Origin of the sequence: Nocardia pseudovaccinii NBRC 100343 (assembly GCF_001613225.1) — a bacterium.
Taxonomy (GTDB): Bacteria; Actinomycetota; Actinomycetes; order Mycobacteriales; family Mycobacteriaceae; genus Nocardia; species Nocardia pseudovaccinii.
This window is the reverse complement of sequence record NZ_BDBY01000034.1, coordinates 23,871-42,216: the sequence shown is the minus strand read 5'-3', so window position 1 is coordinate 42,216 and position 18,346 is coordinate 23,871. Positions and strand designations below refer to the sequence as shown.

Genomic DNA, 18,346 nt, shown 5'->3' with positions numbered 1-18,346 from the left:
GTAGTGCAACAACCTATTACCCTGGATCTCACGGGAAGCGATATCCAGGGCGAGTCCGCACGCCTGCGCGAGCGTGGGCCGGTGGCGCTGGTGGAATTGCCCGGCGGTGTGCGGGCCTGGTCGGTAACCGATGCCGGGCTGCTCAAGAAGTTGCTCGTCGACGCGCGGGTGTCCAAGGACGCGAGTCAGCACTGGCCCGCGTTCATCAATGGCGAAATTCCGCAGGACTGGCCGCTTTTCCTGTGGGTTGCGGTGAACAATATGTTCACCGCCTACGGTGCGGACCACAAGCGGCTGCGCAAGTTGGTCGCGCCCGCGTTCACGCATCGGCGCACCGAGGCGATGCGCGGGCAGATCGAGCGGATCACCGAGGAACTGCTCGCCGAACTCGCGCAGACGCCCGCGGGTGAATCGGTCGATCTGCGTGAGGGTTTCGCTTATCCGCTGCCGATTCAGGTCATCTCCGAATTGATGGGTGTGCCCGAGAAACTCAATTCGGGCTTGCGCACATGCGTCGACGGTATTTTCGACACCTCGCTCGGTCCGGAGGAGTCGCAGGCGAACTACATGGAGATGTATCGGATCCTCGGTGAATTGGTGGCGTATCGGCGCGACCATCCCGGCGACGATATGACCAGTCTGCTGATCTCACACCGCGATGAGGAGGACGGGTCCCAGCTCACCGAGCAGGAATTGATCGATACGCTGCTGCTTGTCATCAGCGCCGGGCACGAGACCACGGTCAATCTGCTCGACCAGGCGATCTTCGCGCTGCTGACCAATCCGGAGCAGCGCGCCGCACTGGTCGCGGAGCGCGCGACGTGGGCCGATCTGGTCGAGGAGGCATTGCGGTTCGAGGCGCCGGTCGCACATCTGCCGCTGCGGTTCGCGGTCGACGATATCGAGATCGACGGGGTGCATATCGCCAAGGGTGAGCCGATTCTCGCCTCGTACGCGGCCGCCAACCGTGATCCGAATGTTCACGGCGACACCGCCGATCAATTCGATGTGGCCCGAGACAGTAAGGACCACTTGGCTTTCGGCTACGGGGTGCACCATTGCCTTGGGGCGCCGTTGGCTCGGCTCGAGGCGCTGGTGTCGTTGCCCGCGATCTTCGCGCGCTTTCCGAATATGCGGTTGGCGGCGGATCCGTCCGAGTTGGGGACGGTGGTCAGTTTCATCTCGAATGGGCATGCCAGGCTGCCGGTTACCCTGGAGTAGTCCACCTGAAAAACCGGGCCCCCTTCCGATTTCGATCGGGAGGGGGTTCGTGTCTTTCCTGGGTCAGCTCGAGGCATCGATGCGGCCCTGTTTTCGGGCTTGTGCCAGTCCGCGGCGGGCCATTAATCCGTTGGCCAGCAACAGCAGTGTCTTGTTCGGGGGTGCGATGAAACCGGACTCGGTGTGGGGTGCGGAGGTCGCGTTGGTGCCGTCGATTTCGATCCAGCCGGTGTGCTGGCGGCATTCGAGGCCGACGAGCTGTGGGCGGTAGGTGTGGGCTAGCAGGCCCGCGCGGCGGCCGCCCTGGGCGATTTCCGCTGGGACCGTGAGGTTTACCCCCGCCTCGCTAGAGCCGATGACCTGCGCGGGGACCACCGCGGGATAGCCGTCGGACTGGCGGTAGGCGAGCAGACAGTGCGGTAGTTTCGTGGCGCGCGCGGCGGCCTTGGCGCTGTCCACCCGGGGCCGGTGCCTTTGGCGGGCGGCTTCTGGGAATCCGCGGTGGCGGGCGGTCGGGGAGAAGACGATGAACCAGCGGCTATACCGCGTGTACGCGCATTCGCTAGGTGTCCGGCTGTTGCTCGAGCAGGCCCCGGTCGATGAGGTCGTGCACCCGCCCGACCGCGAACTCGATGGCGGCCGGGTCGGTGGGCAGGGGTCCGTCGATCAGCAGGCAGGCCAGGCCGTGGACCGTCGACCAGGCGGCAATCTCCGCGCCGGGCCTGCGTTCGGGGTCCAGTAGTCCGGCCGACTGCGCCCGATCGAGCACGTGGCCGAGGATCTCGTAGGGGTTGGTACCGACGGTGTGCGGTTCGGATTCGGCGGTGACGGCGTGTACACCGAATGCGGTGCGAAACAGCCCGGGTTGGTTCAGCGCGAAATCGATGTACGCGGTGCCGACGGCTTGCAGCTGTCGGCGTGGGTCCCGGGTGCGGGCGATGCGGCGGCTCATCTCGGTGGCGAGCTCGCCGCGGGCATGGCCCGCCACTTCGGCGAGCAGTGCCTCCCGGTCGGCGAAATGGCGGTAGGCGGCCGAATGCGAAACCCCGGCAGTGCGGGCGACTTCACGCAGGATCACGCGGTCGGGTCCGCCGTCGCGTGCCAATGCCACGCCCGCCTCGGCATCGAACGCGCCCTCATTGCCGCGGGCCGGGATCTCGGCAGTCTGCGACTCGCAGACCTCGCCCTCGTCGAGGACTTTCACACCATGGGTCGCATCGCCACGTATCAACTGGCGGAGCTGACCGGCCTGACGCAGCACAGCCGGGTGCTCGACGCCGGTAGCGGGATCGGCGGCACCGCCCGTTTCATCGCGGACCGATGCGGTTGCCCGGTGACCGCTGTCGATCTGACCGCCGACTATTGCGATACGGCCGAGTGGCTCAATGAGCTTGTCGGACTGGAGGATCGGATTGCCGTGCACCGAGCCGACGTCACCGCACTACCCTTCGCTGACGGCAGTTTCGACGTCGCCTTCAGCCAGCACGTGCAGATGAACATCGCCGACAAGGACCTGCTCTACCGAGAAGCCCGCCGGGTCCTGGTCCCGGGCGGTCTGCTCGCGATCTGGGATGTCACCGCGGGTTCGGGCGGCGACCCCGACTATCCTTTGCCCTGGGCCGAGCAACCGGAACAGAGCCATCTGGTGACCCCCGATGCGTTGCGCGAGGCAATCGAGACAGCGGGTTTGGTAATCGAGCAGTGGAACGACCTCACTGAACAAGCAGCCGCGACCATGCGGACGGTACTGGCCTCGCCCCCCGATTCCGTCGGGTTGCACGCCTTCGTCCCGAACTTCGCCGAGAAGGCCGAGAACCTCACCCGCGGCCTGGCTGACGGCAGCCTACGGGCCATCCAGGTGATCGCTCGAGCCATCCAGTCATGACCGGGTAGTCGGGCGTTCCCGCTGCTGGGTCAATGCTGCGCGCCCAGTGAATCGTCCCGCAAGCCGCCACGGCAGCGATCGTCACATGGACGGCGGGAAACCCTAGCTCGTCTCGAAAATAATCTCATAATTCGCTAGTGTGCTTGCTCAAGTTCCGATACAACGTCGCGCGTGAGATGTCGAATTCGGCGGCGATCTCGTCGATGGGGCGGCCGGAATCTCGCATGTGGCGGGCGGATTCGATCATTTCCGAGGTCATTGCGCCGGGGCGGCCGCGGCGGTTCGGGCGGGTGGCCGGGACCTCGGCGGTCGGTAGCGGGACAGGGTCGCTTCGGGCGGCCGAAGGCTGTGGATCGGCAGCGGTGCCGAGTAGGCGCCGGGCACCATCGAGAATGGCCTCGCGTAGTTCGTCGGCGGCCCGGTCGGCGAAGATGACCACCGGATCGCTCAGTGCCGCATAGACCTGCGCGGCACGCACTCGGGTGGTGAAATCGGCGCGCGGCCCGGCGATCAGGTCCTGGGCCGACAGTGCGATGGTGCGCAATCGCGCGAAGGTCGCCTCGTCGGCGGATAATGCCTGGTCCTGCATTTGCATCCGCAGTAGCTGACCGTGTGAAAGCCACACCTCGAGCAACCCGGCCACCACCGCCCAGCGGCGCGCTTGCGCGTCCCGCCCGCGCGCCGCCGTCTCGAGCACCGCTTCGCTGTCGACCAGCAACGGCTCCACGAGTGCGGCGACGATATCGCTCTTGCTCGGGAAGTGGTAGAGCACAGCGGTTTTCGTCAGCCCGACCTGTTCGGCGATCTCGCGCACGGAAACCGTGTGGTATCCGCGTTCGGCGAACAAGTCGAGCGCGATCTGCAGGATGCGGGCACGCGAATCATCGGCCATGGTGACCGATCCTACCGCTTGACTGACCGTTGGTCAGCGCCATACAGTGATCTCACTGACCAACGGTCAGATTATTTCGAGACAAGGAGTGGGCAATGCGGATTCTGATCTCCGGTGCGAGCATCGCCGGACAGACGCTGGCGTATTGGCTTGTGCGGCACGGCTTCCAGCCGACCATCGTCGAGCGTGCGGCCGGTCTGCGAGTCGGCGGCCAAGGGGTGGACGTGCGGGATCAGGCGATCGAGGTCGCCGAGCGCATGCGCATCATGTCGCAGATCCGGTCGGCGGCCGCCGATGTGGCCGGGATGCGATTCGTGAACACCACCGGCGACTCCATCGCCCAGGTGGATATGCAGAAGATCAAGGACAAGTACGCCAGCGCCGAGGTGGAGATCATGCGCGGCGACCTCGTCCGGATTCTGCACGACAGCTACAGCGACGTGGAATACCTGTTCGGCGATTCGATCCGGGCCCTCGACGAGGATGACGACGGCGTCACCGTCACCTTCGAACGCGCTCCGCAGCAGCGATTCGACTTGGTCATCGGCGCGGACGGGCTGCACTCCACCGTGCGGCGCCTGGCCTTCGGTCCGGAATCGAATTTCGTCCGGCACCTGGACCACTACTTCGCCTTCGGCGACGCCGATGCGGCGCTCGGGCCCGACGGCTGGGTCAGCGTCTACAACACCCCGGGTGCGATGGCGGGCATCTACCGTTCTGGCAATCACGCACAGGCCAAGGCCTACTTCATCTTCCGCAGCCCACTCCTCGACCTCGATCCGCGCGACAGCGCCGCGGCCCGCGCGCTGCTGATCGAACGGTTCGGCACCGAATCCGCATGGCACGTGGCACAACTGCTCGACGGCGCACTCGCCGATCCGGACTTGTACTTCGACTCCCTCGGCCAGGTCCACATGGATTCCTGGTCGACCGGCCGCATCGCTCTCGTCGGCGACGCCGCCTACTGCGCCTCACCCGCCTCCGGAGCCGGTGCCGAACTCGCCCTCGTCGGCGCCTACCGGCTCGCCGGTGCACTGGCCGCCGCGAACGGCGATTACCGCACCGGTTTTCGCCGCTACGAGCAGAGCCACCGCGCACTGGTCGACCGCAAACAGCAAATCGGACCGAACCTGCGGCTGATGGTGCCGAAAACTCGCTCGGGCATGGCAATTCGGAATATCATCACGCGGCTCCCCGTGCTGGAGTCCATGGCAGGTATGGAACGCATCATGGCGCCGAAGACGAACGAATCCTTGCCCGAATATCCAGAGATTCCGGTCACTGCCAAGGCATGTCGTCCGGCGCGCCAGGCCTGAACTCAGCGGCGCAGGAATTCCAGGGTGGCGCGTTCGAAGGCCGCCTTGGCCTCGATCATGACCCAGTGCCCGCTGTTCGGGAACACGTGCAGTTCCGCATTGGGAATCTGCCGCATCGGGACGAGCGCCATATCGGGCGGGCTGCCCCGGTCGTCCAGACCCCAGGTGAGCAGGGTCGGGCATTGCACTTTGTGCAGCATCGACCAATAGGGCGGTGTATTCGAATTCGCCAGGAATTTCTGCTGCATGGCCCAGGCGGCCGAGCCGTACATCATGGCGGCGGTCTGCTGGGTATCCGGATGCTGCGCGGCCGCCCAGCGTTCCTCGATGATCTCATCGGTGATCACCGCTGGGTCGTAGACCATGGCACGCAACCAGCGCAGCAACTTGTCCCGATCGGGTTTGTCGGCGAATTCCTGCAGCAGCCGAATCCCTTCGCTCGGACTGGAACTGAAGATATTCGGACCGATCCCGCCGATGGTGACCAGCTTGCGCACCCGCTGCGGATGCTGGATCGCCAGATTCGCCGCGACCACACCGCCCATCGAATTGCCGACCATGGCAGCGGATTCGATGCCGAGCCCGTCCATGAATCGCAGCACCGCCGCGCCCGCGGTCAGCATGGGGTGTCCGTCCACCGGGTCGCTCACGCCGAATCCGGGGAATTCGAGGATGTAGCAGTGGAAGTGCTCGGCGAAGACCGCGAGATTCCCGCGATAGTTACGCCACCCGTTCACGCCGATCCCGGAGCCGTGCAGCAGTAACAGCGGCGGCCCGTCGCCCGCCTCGTGATAGCGCAGCATGCCCTGGTCGGTGGCGAGCTCCCGTTTCGTGCCTTCGTATGTCACGTCCATACCCGACACGTTAGAACACGTTCTAGCTCGGGTCGTGTATGACCGCTCATATCGACCCGCAAAACGAACCGCCGGGTACATAATGGCGCAACGCTGGGCGATTCGTGATGTAGCGCCCGGGCGAGTATCTATGATCTCCGCTTGGCAACTCGGCACCGCACGACGAGGACCGAATCATGAGCTACCGAACGATCACGACCGCGACCGTGCTCGGCATCGCGATCGCCGCACTGGCCTGCACCGCGCCGACGGCGAATGCCGCGGTGACCCGGGTGGGTGTGATGCCGGATTCGAACTACGGCATGGCGACCAACTACGGCACCGGCTGCCCGGCCACCGCCGAGGCCTATGTCGACAATGCCGCCGAACTGGTCTCCTTCTACGACAACGGCGTCCTGTTCGGAGTGGTCCGACCGCTGGGCGGCATCGCCCTGCTGACCTGGATCCCGAAGACCACCGGCCCGCACACGCTCAGCGCCGTACAGGCCCCGGATGTGACGCCCATCGGAACGGTGGACATACGAGTCGGCACCGGCGTGCAGGTCGGTGCCGCCTGCGTCGTCTTCGGTAGCTGAACTCGGGCTGTTCGGCCTCGGGGCGCTCAAAGCACTCCGATGGCCTTGAGTAGTAGCAGGGTCAGCCCGGCCGTGCCCGCGAAGGCGACGCCGCCGTCACGGATCACGATGCCCGCGGGCGAGCCGCTGACCTTGGACAGAATTCCGGATATCACCGCGACGATGATGCCGACGAGCACGGCGACGACAACGAACAAGACCTGAACGGTAGTGGACACTCGACGCTCCCTCGATGTGGATTGTCGCAGTGTAAGGAGTGTATTGGCTATCGCGTAGCAAAGTTGCGGGATGTACTGCGGCTAGGCCGGTTTGGTTGCCGCCAATCCGTACAGCAACGGGAGGATGGGGTCCGTCGGCGGGAGGCGGAACCAGTCGTTGTCGGTGCGGATCATGCGCGACCACCGCGGCCACGGCAACATCTCGGTTTCGGTGAGATCGGAAATTCTCAGGCCCGCGCCGATCAGGGCATTGATCACCTCGCTGAGCCCGTGGCGCCACTCGTACACCGTCGTGTCGCTGGTCAGTGCCGGGCCGTCGGTGTAGGTGTGGTCGCTGTCGCGACGCTGCGCACCACGCCCCTCGAGGTAATCATCGTGCAGGACAAGCGAATCCGGATCGATGCCAGCCGGTGGAGTCGGTCCGAGGGAGTGCAGCAGCGGGTGGAATTCGACGATGTACACGAGGCCGCCCGGGCGCAGCAGTTCGGCGAGCACCGTCGCCCAGCGCGGCAGGTCGGGCAGATAGCAGAGCGCACCCTTGCCGGTGTACACGATGTCGAATTTCCTGTGCGCCAATGCATTCGGAGCATCGTAGACATCGGCGCACACGTACTCGACGGCATCGGCGGCGAGTTCTCGGGCTTGCCTCATGGAGGCGGGGGAGAAGTCGAGACCAACCGCCGTTGCCCCGCGCTTGGCGAATTCGATTGTCTCGGTACCGAGATGGCACTGCAGATGCAGCACATCGCGGTCGCGCACATCGCCGAGGACATTCCATTCGAAGGGTGCGAACCAATACGACGAATCGCGATCGCGATAGAACTCGCTGGCCGCGTGAATCGGGGCACGGGCATCCCAGTTACCGCGGTTCGCCAGCAGTTGATCGAGGCTGTCGTCGCTGTCCACCGAGCCATCGTATTTCGGCGGTCGGATGCCGATGGCGGGTCCGCCGACGATTCAAAGGATTCTCTCACGTAATTTTGGCACGGTACACGGAAAACCGAGGTTCACTGGAGTTACAGAGTTGTGCGGATCGGCAGCGTTGGGGCAGGTCCAGCCCAAGGAGGTCAGACCTTGCAGACAACCGCTTCGATCGCCATCGTCCGTCCGGATCCGGCAAAGCTCGGCGGCATCACGCCCGGTGTGGTGAGCACCCGTGGACGGCGCTCGCTCAATGCCGACGCGTTCGCCACCTACACCGACCCCGCCGTCGGGCGTGCCGCGTTCGTTGTCGCCGACGGGGTCGGCGACACCCTGCCCGCGGCCAGGGCGGCGCGGACCGCGGCCTCGGTCGCCGCGCGGATCGGTGCGGGCAACGGCGCGCTGGCCGGTGTGGTCGCGGCCCAGCAAGAGTTGCTGCGTGAATTCCCGGAGGAGCAGGCCGACAGCGTGCTCGTGATCGCCGTGCTACCCGCCGCGGATCAGCCCGACGGGCCCTGCGATATCGCCTGGGTCGGGGACTGTCGCGCCTACCGCTGGAACGGCCGGGTGCTGCACCAGATCACCACCGACCACACCGTCGCGGAGTTCATGCGCGCCAGGGGGGTTCGTCCGGCGAACCGCATGGACCACCTCGTCACCACCTCCACCCGCACCGCGAGTCCGGATGTCATCGGTCGCGCCGCCACCGGATCGAGCCGGGGCCGACTGCTGTTGAGCACCGACGGCGTGCACAAGCGGCTCGATATGATCGAGATCAAGTCGATACTCGTCGCGGGGCAAACCGCGGCCAACACCGCGGAAACCTTGGTGGACAACGCATTACAGGCCGGTAGCACCGATAATGCCACGGCACTGGTCGTGGACTGCCGGTAACCCGGGTCCGTCTCCAAGATCTGATCTCAGCGCGGAGTTCGGTAAGTCCGGGAATTTGTCGGTGGGTGGTGCGATGCTTTGTTCGTGGTGCGGCACACCTGCTTTCGGTTCTGTCTCGACCCGTCAGTCGAGCAGCGCACCGCGCTGGCCCGGCACGCTGGCGGCGCGCGGATGGCGTATAACCAATGTTTGGCCACGGTGAAATCCGCACTGACATAGGAGATTCCGGTCCGGAGGTGGTGGTGCCGTGGTCTGAACGCCGCGATCAATCTCGCCGCCTGGGGCGAGAAACATCATCGAGCCCAGGCCTGGGAGCCCGAAGCGCGAGCCCCGGTCATCAATGTCCGCCGACGAGACGGCGCTGGCCCACACTCCGGTGTGGGTGAAACCGTCCCGGATGACGCGGAAACCGACACCCACGCCACTACGGTGGCGATGGGTTAGGACACCCGCGAAGGGTGGTGGGTTCCGATCATAGGATTGGAACGCACGCTGTAGAACTAGCTCGTCGGTGTTTGTCGAGTGGAGTGTGGGGTTATGTGGGCGATTCAGATCAGTGAACTGGGCGGACCCGAGGTGCTGCAGGAGGTGGAGCTCGATGCTCCGGAGCCGGGTCCAGGTGAGGTCGCGATCGATGTCGAATATGTCGGGGTGAACTTCGCCGACCTGCAGGCGCGTTCGGTGGGGTATCGGGTCCGGGATCTGCCGTTCGTGCCGGGACTCGAACTGTCGGGGCGGGTGCGCTCGATCGGCACCGATGTCGACGGGTTCACGGTCGGCCAGTCGGTGGCGGCGATCACCGATGGCGGCGCTTACGCCGAGGTCGCCGTGGTGACTGCCGCGACGGTATTCGCGGTGCCCGATGGTGTCGATTTGCGGACGGCCGCAACGCTTCCCACGGTCCTGCCGACGGCTTACGCGCTGATCAACACCGTCGGCAAGCTGCAGCCGGGGGAGACCGTGCTGGTGCAGGCCGCGGCGGGCGGGGTGGGCACCGTGGTGGGGCAGGTAGCCAAGCTGGCGGGGGCGGGCGCGGTATACGGCGTGGTCTCCAGCGAGGCCAAGGCGGAATACGCGCGCAAACTCGGTTATGACGACGCCTTTCTGGCCGAGACCTTCGAGACCGATGTCCGGGAGGCGACCGGTGGGCGCGGAGTCGATATCGTGCTGGACCCGGTCGGCGGGCAGACCTTGCGGCGCGGTCTCGAATCGCTTGCGCTGTTCGGTCGGCTGATCTCCTACGGCAATGCCAGTGGTGAGCCGGGCTGGCAGATCGGCCAGTCCGAGCTCTACCCGAGGGGTCTGTCGATCTCCGGATTCTCGATCCTCGGCCTCACCGCCGACGCGCCGCAGGTATTGCGCGAGATTGCCGATCGGGCCTTCCGGTTGGTCACCACGGGGCAGGTGGAGTTGCCGATCACCGCGGAGTTCCCGCTGTCCGAGGTCGCCGAGGCGCACCGGTTGATGGCGAGTCGCGCCTCGACCGGCAAGCTGGTACTTGCGGTCAACGGCTGAAATCATTTGTCGGCCAGCCAGTTTCCGTGGAATCCATAGGGGACCCGAGCGGGTAGATGGATGGTCGCCACTGGTGGCGCGGCCAACTCGGACGCGTCGACGATGACGAGATCGCTCCGATCGGTGTCGGCGTTGTAGACGTAGGTCATGAGATAGCCGTTGCCGCCGGGGCGGTCGTCCGCGGGTGCGAAAGCGGCCTCGGCCGGAATGCGGCCCGGACCGAATTCGTGTGCTGTGCTGGTGCCGGTGTGCAGGTCGTAGCGCAGTAATGCGCCGCTGTCCCCGGCGACGGTGGCGTGGCCGAAGCGGGAATCCAGACCCGCGAGCCGGTCGTCGATGCGCGGGAATTCGGCGTCGCGATCGTCGAGTTGTTCTTCGGCGACGGTGCCGGTGGCCAGATTGATGGTCCAGCGCCAGAGCGAGGCGTGCTCCGGAAGGCGCGCATCCTGCCGCCACAGACTCGGATACCGGATCACGTGCAGCACGATCCGGCCGAGCTCATCGTGGGCATTGAGGGTGTGGAAGACGTAGCACGGATCGATCGGGAACCACCGGATCGCGCCGTGCGGGTCGTCACGGCGCAGCACCCCGAGCCGGGCCTGGTAATCGTCGCGCCACCGGAACGGCATGCCGCCACCCGATTTCGCTGTCTCGAGATCGAAAACCACTGGCAGATCCATGAATACGACATGGGGCGCGGTGAGGTTGAAGTCGTGGTGCATGGTCGCGGCGGGCACCTCGATCGGGCGGCTGACCAGTAGATTGCCTGCGGCGTCCGCGCGGTGATAGGTCAGATAGGGCGCGGTGAAGTCGTAGCCGAAGAAATGCAGTTCGCCGGTTGTCGGGCAGGTTTTGGGATGCGCGGTCATGGCGGTGCGCAGCTTGCCGTCGAAGTCGTAGGGTCCGACCGTGTCCAGCTCGCAGGTCAATTCGTACGGGTAGGACGATTCGACGAGTGCCAGGGTGCGCCCGGCGTGCCGGATGACGTGCGTATTGGCGAGCCCCGCGGTGAGATCGAGGTGGCCATCGGCATCGCGGACTTGAGCGCCGTCGGTGAATGTGGAAGTGCGGACCCACCGGTTGCGGTAGGAGACCGCGCGGCCCTGTTCGAGCCGGACGCCGTGCACCATGCCGTCGCCGAGGAACCAGTGCGCGGAGGCCGCGGCATGCGGATTCGGGCCGTTGCGCAGGTACCAGCCGGTCAATTCGGCGGGAATCGTTCCGGTGACCGGCAATTCGTAGGCGGTGAGCTCTTCGGTGACGGGTGCGTAGTTGCCGGTGAGGTGCGGAACCGAGGTGGTCATGACAGGGCCTATCTGTTCAGGATGCGGAAGGGTCGAGCGAGTTCGCCTTCGCCCGGATGTAGGCGACGTAGCGGATCGTGAAAAGCACCGGAAGGACGAAGGCGAGGACCTGCACGATGGTGCGCACACCCGAGGCGGAGTGCACGAGCGCGGTCAGTGCGATGCAGCCGATGACGAAACTCGCGGTCCACACCGAGGTGATGACATATGCCGTTCGGACGAAGACCGGATGATCCCAAAGTTCCTGCGGCGTGGTCTGTTTGGCGATCGACAGCGTGAACGGCATACGCACGGCCAGCGAGACGCCCGCTACCACGGCGAGCACGCCGGATGAGAGCGCCGGAGTGTAGGGGTGCATGGCGCTGTCCGGAGCGGCGAAGGCGACGACGGTCAGTGCCGCGAAGAAGACGACCGAGCCGATATCGATGGCCATGGCTTCCGGTCGCTGACCGGCACGGACCTGCTGGGCGATACCGAGCACCGAGACGCCGAGGGCGGCGAGCGCGGCCCACTGCCAGTACTGCGACGGGACCACTGCGAAGACGATCCATGGGGCGAAAGCGCGCAGATAGGACATGTCCGAGAACTCCTCGATATTCCAGTTTTGACATGTCCAAGTTAGAGGCTCAACTTTCGACCTGTCAATAGTGGAATGTAGGCTGACGGCATGAGTCTCCGGTATGCCCTGCTCGGACTGCTGGCCGATCGTCCGGCCAGCGGCTACGACCTGCTGCAACGATTCAAGGTGTCGCTGGCCAATGTCTGGCCCGCCACCCAGAGTCAGATCTATACCGAACTCACCAAGCTCGCCGATGCGGGCTCGATCGCGGTATCGGATGAGGGGCCGCGCGGCCGTAAGGAGTACACGATCACCGGCGCGGGCCTGGCGGATCTGCGGGAGTGGCTCACCACGACCAAGCCGAAACGTGTGGCGCGCAACGAAATGCTGCTGCGCGTCTTCTTTCTGGGCGCGGTCTCCCGGGCGTATGCCCGTGACTATCTGTCCGATATCGAATCCGGATCCGCGAAGGCCGGGGCCGAACTGGCCGCACTCGAGGCGTCGATCGACTGGGATGATGACGACCTGTCCGTCTACGGACGCATCGCGATGGAGTGGGGCAAAAGGTTCCATGCGATGAGTCGAGAGTGGGCCGAGTGGGCCATCGGTCAGATCCCGGAGCGCTAGGCCGAATATGTTTCGAATCGGGACTCCGGCCGATCCTCGAATATGAATATCAGGATGGCGTGACCGTTAGATAGAGAACTATCTTCACCAATATAGACCTGATCTTGAATGATCTTCATACTCACACTGAGGTGGTCGAACGGATCACATGTCGCCAATCCGCCGGATCGACGTACAGGAGTGTTGATGAAGATCGGAATTCCCCGCGAGGTCAAAAACCACGAGTACCGGGTCGCGTGCACACCCGCCGGTGCGCACGAGCTCGTTTCGCGCGGACACGAGGTGTACATCGAGGCCGGTGCCGGGCTGGGGTCGGCGTTCGAGGATATGGCGTACGCGGCCGTCGGGGTGCGGGTGCTGGACACCGCCGATGAGGTCTGGGGCACCGCGGAAATGGTGCTCAAGGTGAAAGAACCGGTGGCCGAAGAGTATTCGCGCATGCGCGAGGGGCAACTGCTGTTCACCTACCTGCATCTGGCGGCATCCAAGGAGTGCACCGACGCACTGCTCGACTCGGGAATCACCTCGATCGCCTACGAGACCGTCACCGGAAAGGGCGGATCACTGCCGCTACTGGCGCCGATGAGCGAGGTCGCGGGACGGCTCGCGCCGCAGGCCGGTGCGTATCACCTGATGCGCAGCGGCGGCGGTCGCGGCGTGCTGATGGGCGGTGTGCCGGGTGCGCGTCCGGCGAACGTGGTCGTGCTTGGCGGCGGTGTCTCGGGGAGCAATGCGATCGCCGTCGCGGTCGGCATGCACGCGGACGTGACCGTGCTGGATCTGAATATCGCGCGACTGCGTGCGCTGGACGAGCAGTATCGCGGTCAGGTGCGGACCATCATCTCCAACTCCTTCGAGGTGGAGAGTCTGGTCCGGGAGGCGGATATGGTGATCGGTGCGGTGCTGGTGCCCGGTGCGAAGGCGCCGACGCTGGTGTCCAATGATCTTGTCGCACAGATGAAGCCGGGTTCGGTACTGGTCGATATCGCCATCGATCAGGGCGGTTGCTTCGCGGATTCGCGACCGACCACCCATGCCGAGCCGACCTACCAGGTGCACAATTCGGTGTTCTACTGCGTCGCCAATATGCCCGGCGCGGTGCCCTACACCTCGACCGTCGCACTCACCAATGCCACACTGCCGTACGCGATTTCGCTCGCCGAGCGCGGCTGGCGCGATGCGTGCGCCGCGGATCCGGGCTTGGCCGCCGGTCTGAGCACGCACCGCAGCCACCTGCTGTCCGAATCCGTTGCGGCGGCACACGATTACGCCGCCGAGAGGCTGGCCGCCTAGGGGATGGCCGCCGGGCGGGGTGGTGAGCTAAGTCATCGGACTGGTTCGTGGGCGCACGTGCTCGAAGATGAGGATCGTCTCGGTGGAGGCGACCGCGGGATGTGCGCTCAGATGTTCCAGTACGAAGACCCGGAGTCCCTCGCTGTCGGCCGTGGCGACATGGATCAGATAGTCGTCGGCGCCCGCGATGAAGTACACGTTCAGCACTTCGTCGAGTACGGCCAATTGCTCCCCGAACTCGGCGAGGTGCGGACGTGCGTTGGCATGCACCCGGACCGCGATCATGGCCTGTAGATTCCGGCCGAGCGCCGCCGGATCGATATCGGCGTGGAATCCGCGAATCACGCCGCGCTCCACCAGCGACCGCACCCGCCCCAGGCATGTCGACGGCGCGATCCCCGCGACATCGGCGAGCGCGCTGTTGGTCATGCGGCCGTCGCGTGCGAGCTGATCGAGCAGTATCCGGTCGATATCGTCCAACTGCACCGCCGGACGAGGCGTGGTCCGCACTGCACCGACCGCAGGCCCGATCGGTGAATCAATCTTCCTCACCAGGCCAACTGTATCGAAGATCATTCGATCCAGGGCCGGTCATTGCGTTAGGATCGTCGCGTGGATATCTATTGGCATGCTGTTACGCCGCCGCCGTGCGCCTGATCGGGCGCACCTGCTGAATTTCTGATTCGCGGTCCGGGCTGTTCCAGAGGGCAGTCTCGAGGTGATGTCGTGCGCCCGTTTCGAATCCCTGTCGAATTCGATGACGGAAGTGCATGGCCTTGTCTGATATCAAATCTTTTGTTGCGGTTGAACATTCGGGTGCCGGGGTGTTGAGTGGTCCGGTTCCCATCCTGACCGCGGCGGTGCTGTGGGGGACCACCGGAACCACCAGTTCATTGGCTCCCGCGGGTGCGCCCGCGGCGGGGATCGGATCTGCCGGGTTGGTGCTCGGTGGGCTGTTGTTGTTCTTGTCCACCGGTACGCGGTTGCGGTGCACGCGCGGCGAGTGGTGGTTGGTTGTCGTCGGGGCGTTGGCCGTGGCGGGGTATCCGGTGACCTTCTATCCGGCCGTGGCGCGGACGGGCGTGGCCGTCGCCACCGTGATCGCGCTCGGCAGTGCGCCGGTTTTCGCCGGGTTACTGGCCTGGGTTGCCGGGCAGGGCAAACCGACCCGGCGGTGGGCCGGTGCCACCGTGGCGGCGGTAACCGGCTGTGCCGTCCTCGTGCTCGGGCCAGAAATGACGGGAGGGACCGCGCCGGTCGACCTGGTCGGCATCGCGCTCGCCGCATTCGGTGGACTCACCTACGCCGTCTATTCGCTGATCGGCGGCAGGCTCATCGCGCACGGCCATTCGTCGAATGCGGTGATGGGCACGATGTTCGGCATCGGCGGATTGCTGGTGTTGCCGGTTGTGTTGTGCACCAGTACATCCTGGCTACACACCGGTCGCGGCATCGCGGTGGCGCTGCATCTGGCGGTGTTCACGACCTTCGTCGCCTATCGCCTGTTCGGTTACGGGCTGCGGCATACGACCGCGCAGGTGGCGACGACACTGACGCTCGCCGAACCCGCCGTGGCTGCGGTACTCGGTGTGGTCGTGGTCGGTGAGCGGTTGCCGATCGCGTCGTGGTGCGGGCTGGCGGTGCTCGCACTCGGGCTCGCGTTTCTGACGCTCGGTGCGCGCGACCGCTGACAGCGGGGTCCTCGACGCCTACCGATTCGCTTGGGCCAGTGCGGATTCGGCGGCGTCGAGCACCTGGCCGAAGGAGTAGAGGATCACCGGTTTGGCGAGTGCACGGGTGAACCATGCGGCGGCGAAAGGCAGGCGCGCCTCGGCGGTGGTGGTCCAACTGACCCGCGTGCCGCCGTCGACCTCGGTGAAGTTCAGTCGGCCGCCCTCGTGGCGCGACGCCGGAATACTGCGCTCGACGAGGTAGCTGAATTCGTGCGGCGCGTCGTAGCCGGTGATGCGTTCGCGGAACCAGCCGATGCCCCAGGTCAGGATTCGGACGGCGCCGAGCCCGTAAGGTGTCGTCTCGCCCTGCTGGATCAGGCGCTCGCGCAGCACAATTCGTGCCTTGGTGTAGTTGCTCGCGTCGGTCAGCCAGTCGAAGACATCGTCGATCGGCGCCGCAATGACGCGCTCGATTGTCATGGTTTCCATGAATGCCCCTCCCACTCGTCTACTACATGCGATAGTAGTACGCCGCGAGGCGGGATGCCAGGCCTTACTGACCCGGGGCGGGCGCTTTGGCGCGCAACACCTCCAAGAACGCGCGCATCCACTGTGGATGGTCCGGCCAGGCGCGACCCGTCACGATATTGCCGTCGACATGGGCCGGACTGTCTTCCCATTGTGCGCCAACGGCATTCAGATCCGGTGCCAATGCCGGATAGGCGCTCGACGAGCGACCGTTCAGCGCGCCGACGGCAAGGAGAATCAGCGGACCATGGCACAGTGCCGCGATCGGTTTGTCCTCGTCGACGAAATGTTCGACGACCCTGCGGCACTCCGCATCGCCGCGCAAATACTCCGGCGCTCGTCCGCCGGGCAGGACCAACGCCGCGTACCGACTCGGATCGACATCGGCCAGCGCGATATCGGCAGGCCAGGTGTGGCCGGGTTTCTCGGTATAGGTATCGAAACCGTCGACGAAGTCGTGCACGACGAACTGCAGCTTCTTGGCGGTGGGGGCGGCCACCTGGACCTCGTACCCCTCCTCGAGCAGCCGCTGGTAGGGGTACATGACCTCCAGGTCTTCGGCCGCGTCTCCGGTGATCAGCAATACGCTTGTCACGGCACATCACCTCCGGTGCGAATTTTATCGACAATGGCAGCGGAGGCAGGGGCTTTCGAGTTATGCGAGACGGGGGTGTGGGCGGATCTGCTCGAGTTGGGCGGCCACGGACAGAATCGTGGTCTCGCCATTCGCCGGTCCCACCAGTTGGACCGCCAGCGGGAGCCCATCGCTGGCCATGCCCGCGGGAAGTGAGGCGGCGGGATGCCCGGTCACATTCCAGAATCCGGTGAAGGCGACCATGGGGACCGAGGCGAGTTGTGCGCGGACGGGGTTCGTATTGTCGAGGACGCCGACCCGCGGCGGACGGCGCGCGATGGTGGGGGTCAGCAGCAGATCGCACTTGTCGAAAATGCGATCGGCCTTGCGCGCCAGGACTTCACCGCGACGCATGGCCCATTCGACCACTGGTCGGCGAGCCCAGGAACCGAGCATCAGGTTTTGGCGAGTGCGGCGTTCGAGCCGTTCCGGATGATCGACGAGCGGGATCTCGGCGTGCACGCCCCCGTAGAACTGCGGATAGAAGGCGGACGTGAAATCGGGATAGCCCGGATCGATCTCGGTGACCGTGTGCCCGAGTTGGGCAAGAAGTTCGGCGGTGTCGTGCACGGCGCGCACATGTTCGGGAACCGCCTTCGCCAGCACCGTCTGTGATTTCGTGGTGTAGCCGATGCGCAGGCTGGTCGGTGTGCGCCGGGCGGCTTCTTCGAACGACAGCTCCGGGTCGGGGGCGTGGAAACGGTCGGCCGGTGTGGCGCCGCGGATGACGTCGTAGACGATCGCCGAATCCAGCACGCTTCGGGTGAGCGGGCCGAGGACGCCCAATGCCCACCACAGATGTTCGTTCGGTGCGGTCGGCACCCGTCCGCGCTGGGTTTTCAGGCCGAAGAGTCCGCAGCAGGCGGCGGGAATCCGGATCGAGCCGCCGCCGTCACCGCCGAGCGCGGCGGGCACCAGCCCCGCCGCGACCGCCGCTGCGGAGCCACCGCTGGAGCCGCCGGCCGAGCGGGTCCTGTCCCACGGATTGCGGGTCAGCCCGTAGGTGGTGGATTCGGTGTAGGGCCACTGTCCGAACTCCGGCATGGTGGTCTTGCCGACGATGACCGCACCCGCCGCCCGTAACCGCCGCACCACCTCGGCATCGGCGACCGCCGGGGTGAGGTTGGCGCGGGTGCCGAAGGTGGTCGGGACGCCCGCCACGTCGATCTCGTCCTTGACCGCGATCGGGACGCCGTGCAGCGGTCCGCGCTCAGCGACGTCCAGTCGATCCCGTTCGATGGCTTCGGCGACGGCCTGCTCGTGCTGGACGCTGGTGAAGGCATTGAGCTCGCCCGCCTGGTCGATCCCGTCGAGGGTCGCCTCGATCAGTTCACGGGCCGTCAGCACCCCTTGATCCAGCAGCTGTCGCTGCTCCCACACACCCGCGGACACGACCTCGCGAAGATCCATCTCTACCGCTCCCTCCGACCCACACGT

At 65.6% G+C, this 18,346-nt stretch carries 22 protein-coding genes; 10 read left to right on the top strand and 12 right to left on the bottom strand.

What is annotated here, in order from left to right:
• The first annotated feature begins 3 nt into the window (after positions 1-3).
• Positions 4-1,221, top strand: a complete 1,218-nt coding sequence (locus tag NP3_RS04155) for a cytochrome P450 family protein (protein WP_063037910.1) — start codon at positions 4-6, stop codon at positions 1,219-1,221.
• 63 nt (positions 1,222-1,284) lie between these two features.
• Here the strand turns inward: NP3_RS04155 and NP3_RS04150 are convergent, their stop codons facing one another.
• Both NP3_RS04150 and NP3_RS47605 read right to left on the bottom strand, forming a co-directional pair.
• Positions 1,285-1,680, bottom strand: coding sequence for a hypothetical protein (locus NP3_RS04150; RefSeq protein WP_063037908.1), 396 nt, complete (start codon positions 1,678-1,680; stop codon positions 1,285-1,287).
• A gap of 103 nt (positions 1,681-1,783) precedes the next feature.
• Positions 1,784-2,425, bottom strand: coding sequence for a TetR/AcrR family transcriptional regulator (locus tag NP3_RS47605; protein ID WP_157124073.1), 642 nt, complete (start codon positions 2,423-2,425; stop codon positions 1,784-1,786).
• A gap of 3 nt (positions 2,426-2,428) precedes the next feature.
• Here NP3_RS47605 and NP3_RS04140 point away from each other — a divergent pair, with 3 nt between their 5' ends.
• Complete coding sequence (locus tag NP3_RS04140; protein ID WP_245720804.1) at positions 2,429-3,106, top strand: class I SAM-dependent methyltransferase; 678 nt, start codon at positions 2,429-2,431, stop codon at positions 3,104-3,106.
• 124 nt (positions 3,107-3,230) lie between these two features.
• Here the strand turns inward: NP3_RS04140 and NP3_RS04135 are convergent, their stop codons facing one another.
• Positions 3,231-3,998, bottom strand: coding sequence for a TetR family transcriptional regulator (locus tag NP3_RS04135; protein WP_063037904.1), 768 nt, complete (start codon positions 3,996-3,998; stop codon positions 3,231-3,233).
• A 95-nt stretch (positions 3,999-4,093) separates the two neighbouring features.
• On the opposite strand from NP3_RS04135, the gene NP3_RS04130 reads away from it, so the two are divergent.
• Positions 4,094-5,314, top strand: coding sequence for an FAD-dependent monooxygenase (locus NP3_RS04130; RefSeq protein ID WP_063037902.1), 1,221 nt, complete (start codon positions 4,094-4,096; stop codon positions 5,312-5,314).
• 2 nt (positions 5,315-5,316) lie between these two features.
• Here the strand turns inward: NP3_RS04130 and NP3_RS04125 are convergent, their stop codons facing one another.
• Positions 5,317-6,168, bottom strand: coding sequence for an alpha/beta fold hydrolase (locus NP3_RS04125; protein ID WP_063037900.1), 852 nt, complete (start codon positions 6,166-6,168; stop codon positions 5,317-5,319).
• A 176-nt stretch (positions 6,169-6,344) separates the two neighbouring features.
• Here NP3_RS04125 and NP3_RS04120 point away from each other — a divergent pair, with 176 nt between their 5' ends.
• Complete coding sequence (locus tag NP3_RS04120; RefSeq protein WP_063037898.1) at positions 6,345-6,743, top strand: hypothetical protein; 399 nt, start codon at positions 6,345-6,347, stop codon at positions 6,741-6,743.
• A gap of 26 nt (positions 6,744-6,769) precedes the next feature.
• On the opposite strand, the gene NP3_RS04115 is transcribed toward NP3_RS04120, so the two are convergent.
• Both NP3_RS04115 and NP3_RS04110 read right to left on the bottom strand, forming a co-directional pair.
• Positions 6,770-6,961 carry a hypothetical protein gene (locus NP3_RS04115; protein ID WP_062987240.1) on the bottom strand — a complete coding sequence of 64 codons (192 nt, stop codon included), beginning with the start codon at positions 6,959-6,961 and terminating at the stop codon, positions 6,770-6,772.
• A gap of 81 nt (positions 6,962-7,042) precedes the next feature.
• Positions 7,043-7,867 carry a class I SAM-dependent methyltransferase gene (locus NP3_RS04110; protein WP_063037891.1) on the bottom strand — a complete coding sequence of 275 codons (825 nt, stop codon included), beginning with the start codon at positions 7,865-7,867 and terminating at the stop codon, positions 7,043-7,045.
• 168 nt (positions 7,868-8,035) lie between these two features.
• Between NP3_RS04110 and NP3_RS04105 the strand changes: the two genes are divergently transcribed.
• From NP3_RS04105 to NP3_RS04100, 3 genes are all read left to right on the top strand, one after another.
• On the top strand, positions 8,036-8,776 hold the full coding sequence (locus NP3_RS04105) for a PP2C family protein-serine/threonine phosphatase (RefSeq protein WP_157124071.1): 741 nt from the start codon (positions 8,036-8,038) through the stop codon (positions 8,774-8,776).
• 84 nt (positions 8,777-8,860) lie between these two features.
• Positions 8,861-8,995, top strand: a complete 135-nt coding sequence (locus NP3_RS46435) for a helix-turn-helix domain-containing protein (protein ID WP_169814439.1) — start codon at positions 8,861-8,863, stop codon at positions 8,993-8,995.
• Between the two features lie 318 nt (positions 8,996-9,313).
• The gene (locus NP3_RS04100; protein ID WP_063037889.1) at positions 9,314-10,291 is read left to right on the top strand and encodes a quinone oxidoreductase family protein; all 978 of its coding nucleotides are present in this window, start codon (positions 9,314-9,316) and stop codon (positions 10,289-10,291) included.
• A gap of 2 nt (positions 10,292-10,293) precedes the next feature.
• On the opposite strand, the gene NP3_RS04095 is transcribed toward NP3_RS04100, so the two are convergent.
• Positions 10,294-11,595 (bottom strand): carotenoid oxygenase family protein, encoded by a 1,302-nt coding sequence (locus tag NP3_RS04095; RefSeq protein WP_063037887.1) that lies wholly within the window; start codon positions 11,593-11,595, stop codon positions 10,294-10,296.
• 16 nt (positions 11,596-11,611) lie between these two features.
• Positions 11,612-12,172, bottom strand: a complete 561-nt coding sequence (locus NP3_RS04090) for a hypothetical protein (RefSeq protein ID WP_063037885.1) — start codon at positions 12,170-12,172, stop codon at positions 11,612-11,614.
• Positions 12,173-12,262: 90 nt separating this feature from the next.
• Between NP3_RS04090 and NP3_RS04085 the strand changes: the two genes are divergently transcribed.
• Together NP3_RS04085 and ald are read left to right on the top strand one after the other, a co-directional pair.
• Entirely contained in the window at positions 12,263-12,781 is a 519-nt protein-coding gene (locus NP3_RS04085; RefSeq protein ID WP_157124069.1) for a PadR family transcriptional regulator, read from the top strand.
• A 186-nt stretch (positions 12,782-12,967) separates the two neighbouring features.
• Positions 12,968-14,074, top strand: coding sequence for an alanine dehydrogenase (gene ald, locus NP3_RS04080; RefSeq protein WP_063037884.1), 1,107 nt, complete (start codon positions 12,968-12,970; stop codon positions 14,072-14,074).
• Positions 14,075-14,101: 27 nt separating this feature from the next.
• On the opposite strand, the gene NP3_RS04075 is transcribed toward ald, so the two are convergent.
• On the bottom strand, positions 14,102-14,605 hold the full coding sequence (locus NP3_RS04075; protein WP_063038211.1) for an Lrp/AsnC family transcriptional regulator: 504 nt from the start codon (positions 14,603-14,605) through the stop codon (positions 14,102-14,104).
• A gap of 296 nt (positions 14,606-14,901) precedes the next feature.
• Between NP3_RS04075 and NP3_RS04070 the strand changes: the two genes are divergently transcribed.
• Positions 14,902-15,765, top strand: coding sequence for an EamA family transporter (locus NP3_RS04070; RefSeq protein ID WP_218024801.1), 864 nt, complete (start codon positions 14,902-14,904; stop codon positions 15,763-15,765).
• Between the two features lie 18 nt (positions 15,766-15,783).
• On the opposite strand, the gene NP3_RS04065 is transcribed toward NP3_RS04070, so the two are convergent.
• The 3 genes from NP3_RS04065 to NP3_RS04055 form a co-directional block, all read right to left on the bottom strand.
• The gene (locus NP3_RS04065) at positions 15,784-16,236 is read right to left on the bottom strand and encodes an SRPBCC family protein (protein ID WP_063037882.1); all 453 of its coding nucleotides are present in this window, start codon (positions 16,234-16,236) and stop codon (positions 15,784-15,786) included.
• A gap of 64 nt (positions 16,237-16,300) precedes the next feature.
• Positions 16,301-16,870: a DJ-1/PfpI family protein gene (locus NP3_RS04060; RefSeq protein ID WP_157124067.1), complete on the bottom strand. Its 570-nt coding sequence runs from the start codon at positions 16,868-16,870 to the stop codon at positions 16,301-16,303.
• A 60-nt stretch (positions 16,871-16,930) separates the two neighbouring features.
• Positions 16,931-18,319 carry an amidase gene (locus tag NP3_RS04055; RefSeq protein WP_063037880.1) on the bottom strand — a complete coding sequence of 463 codons (1,389 nt, stop codon included), beginning with the start codon at positions 18,317-18,319 and terminating at the stop codon, positions 16,931-16,933.
• Positions 18,320-18,346 lie beyond the last annotated feature (27 nt).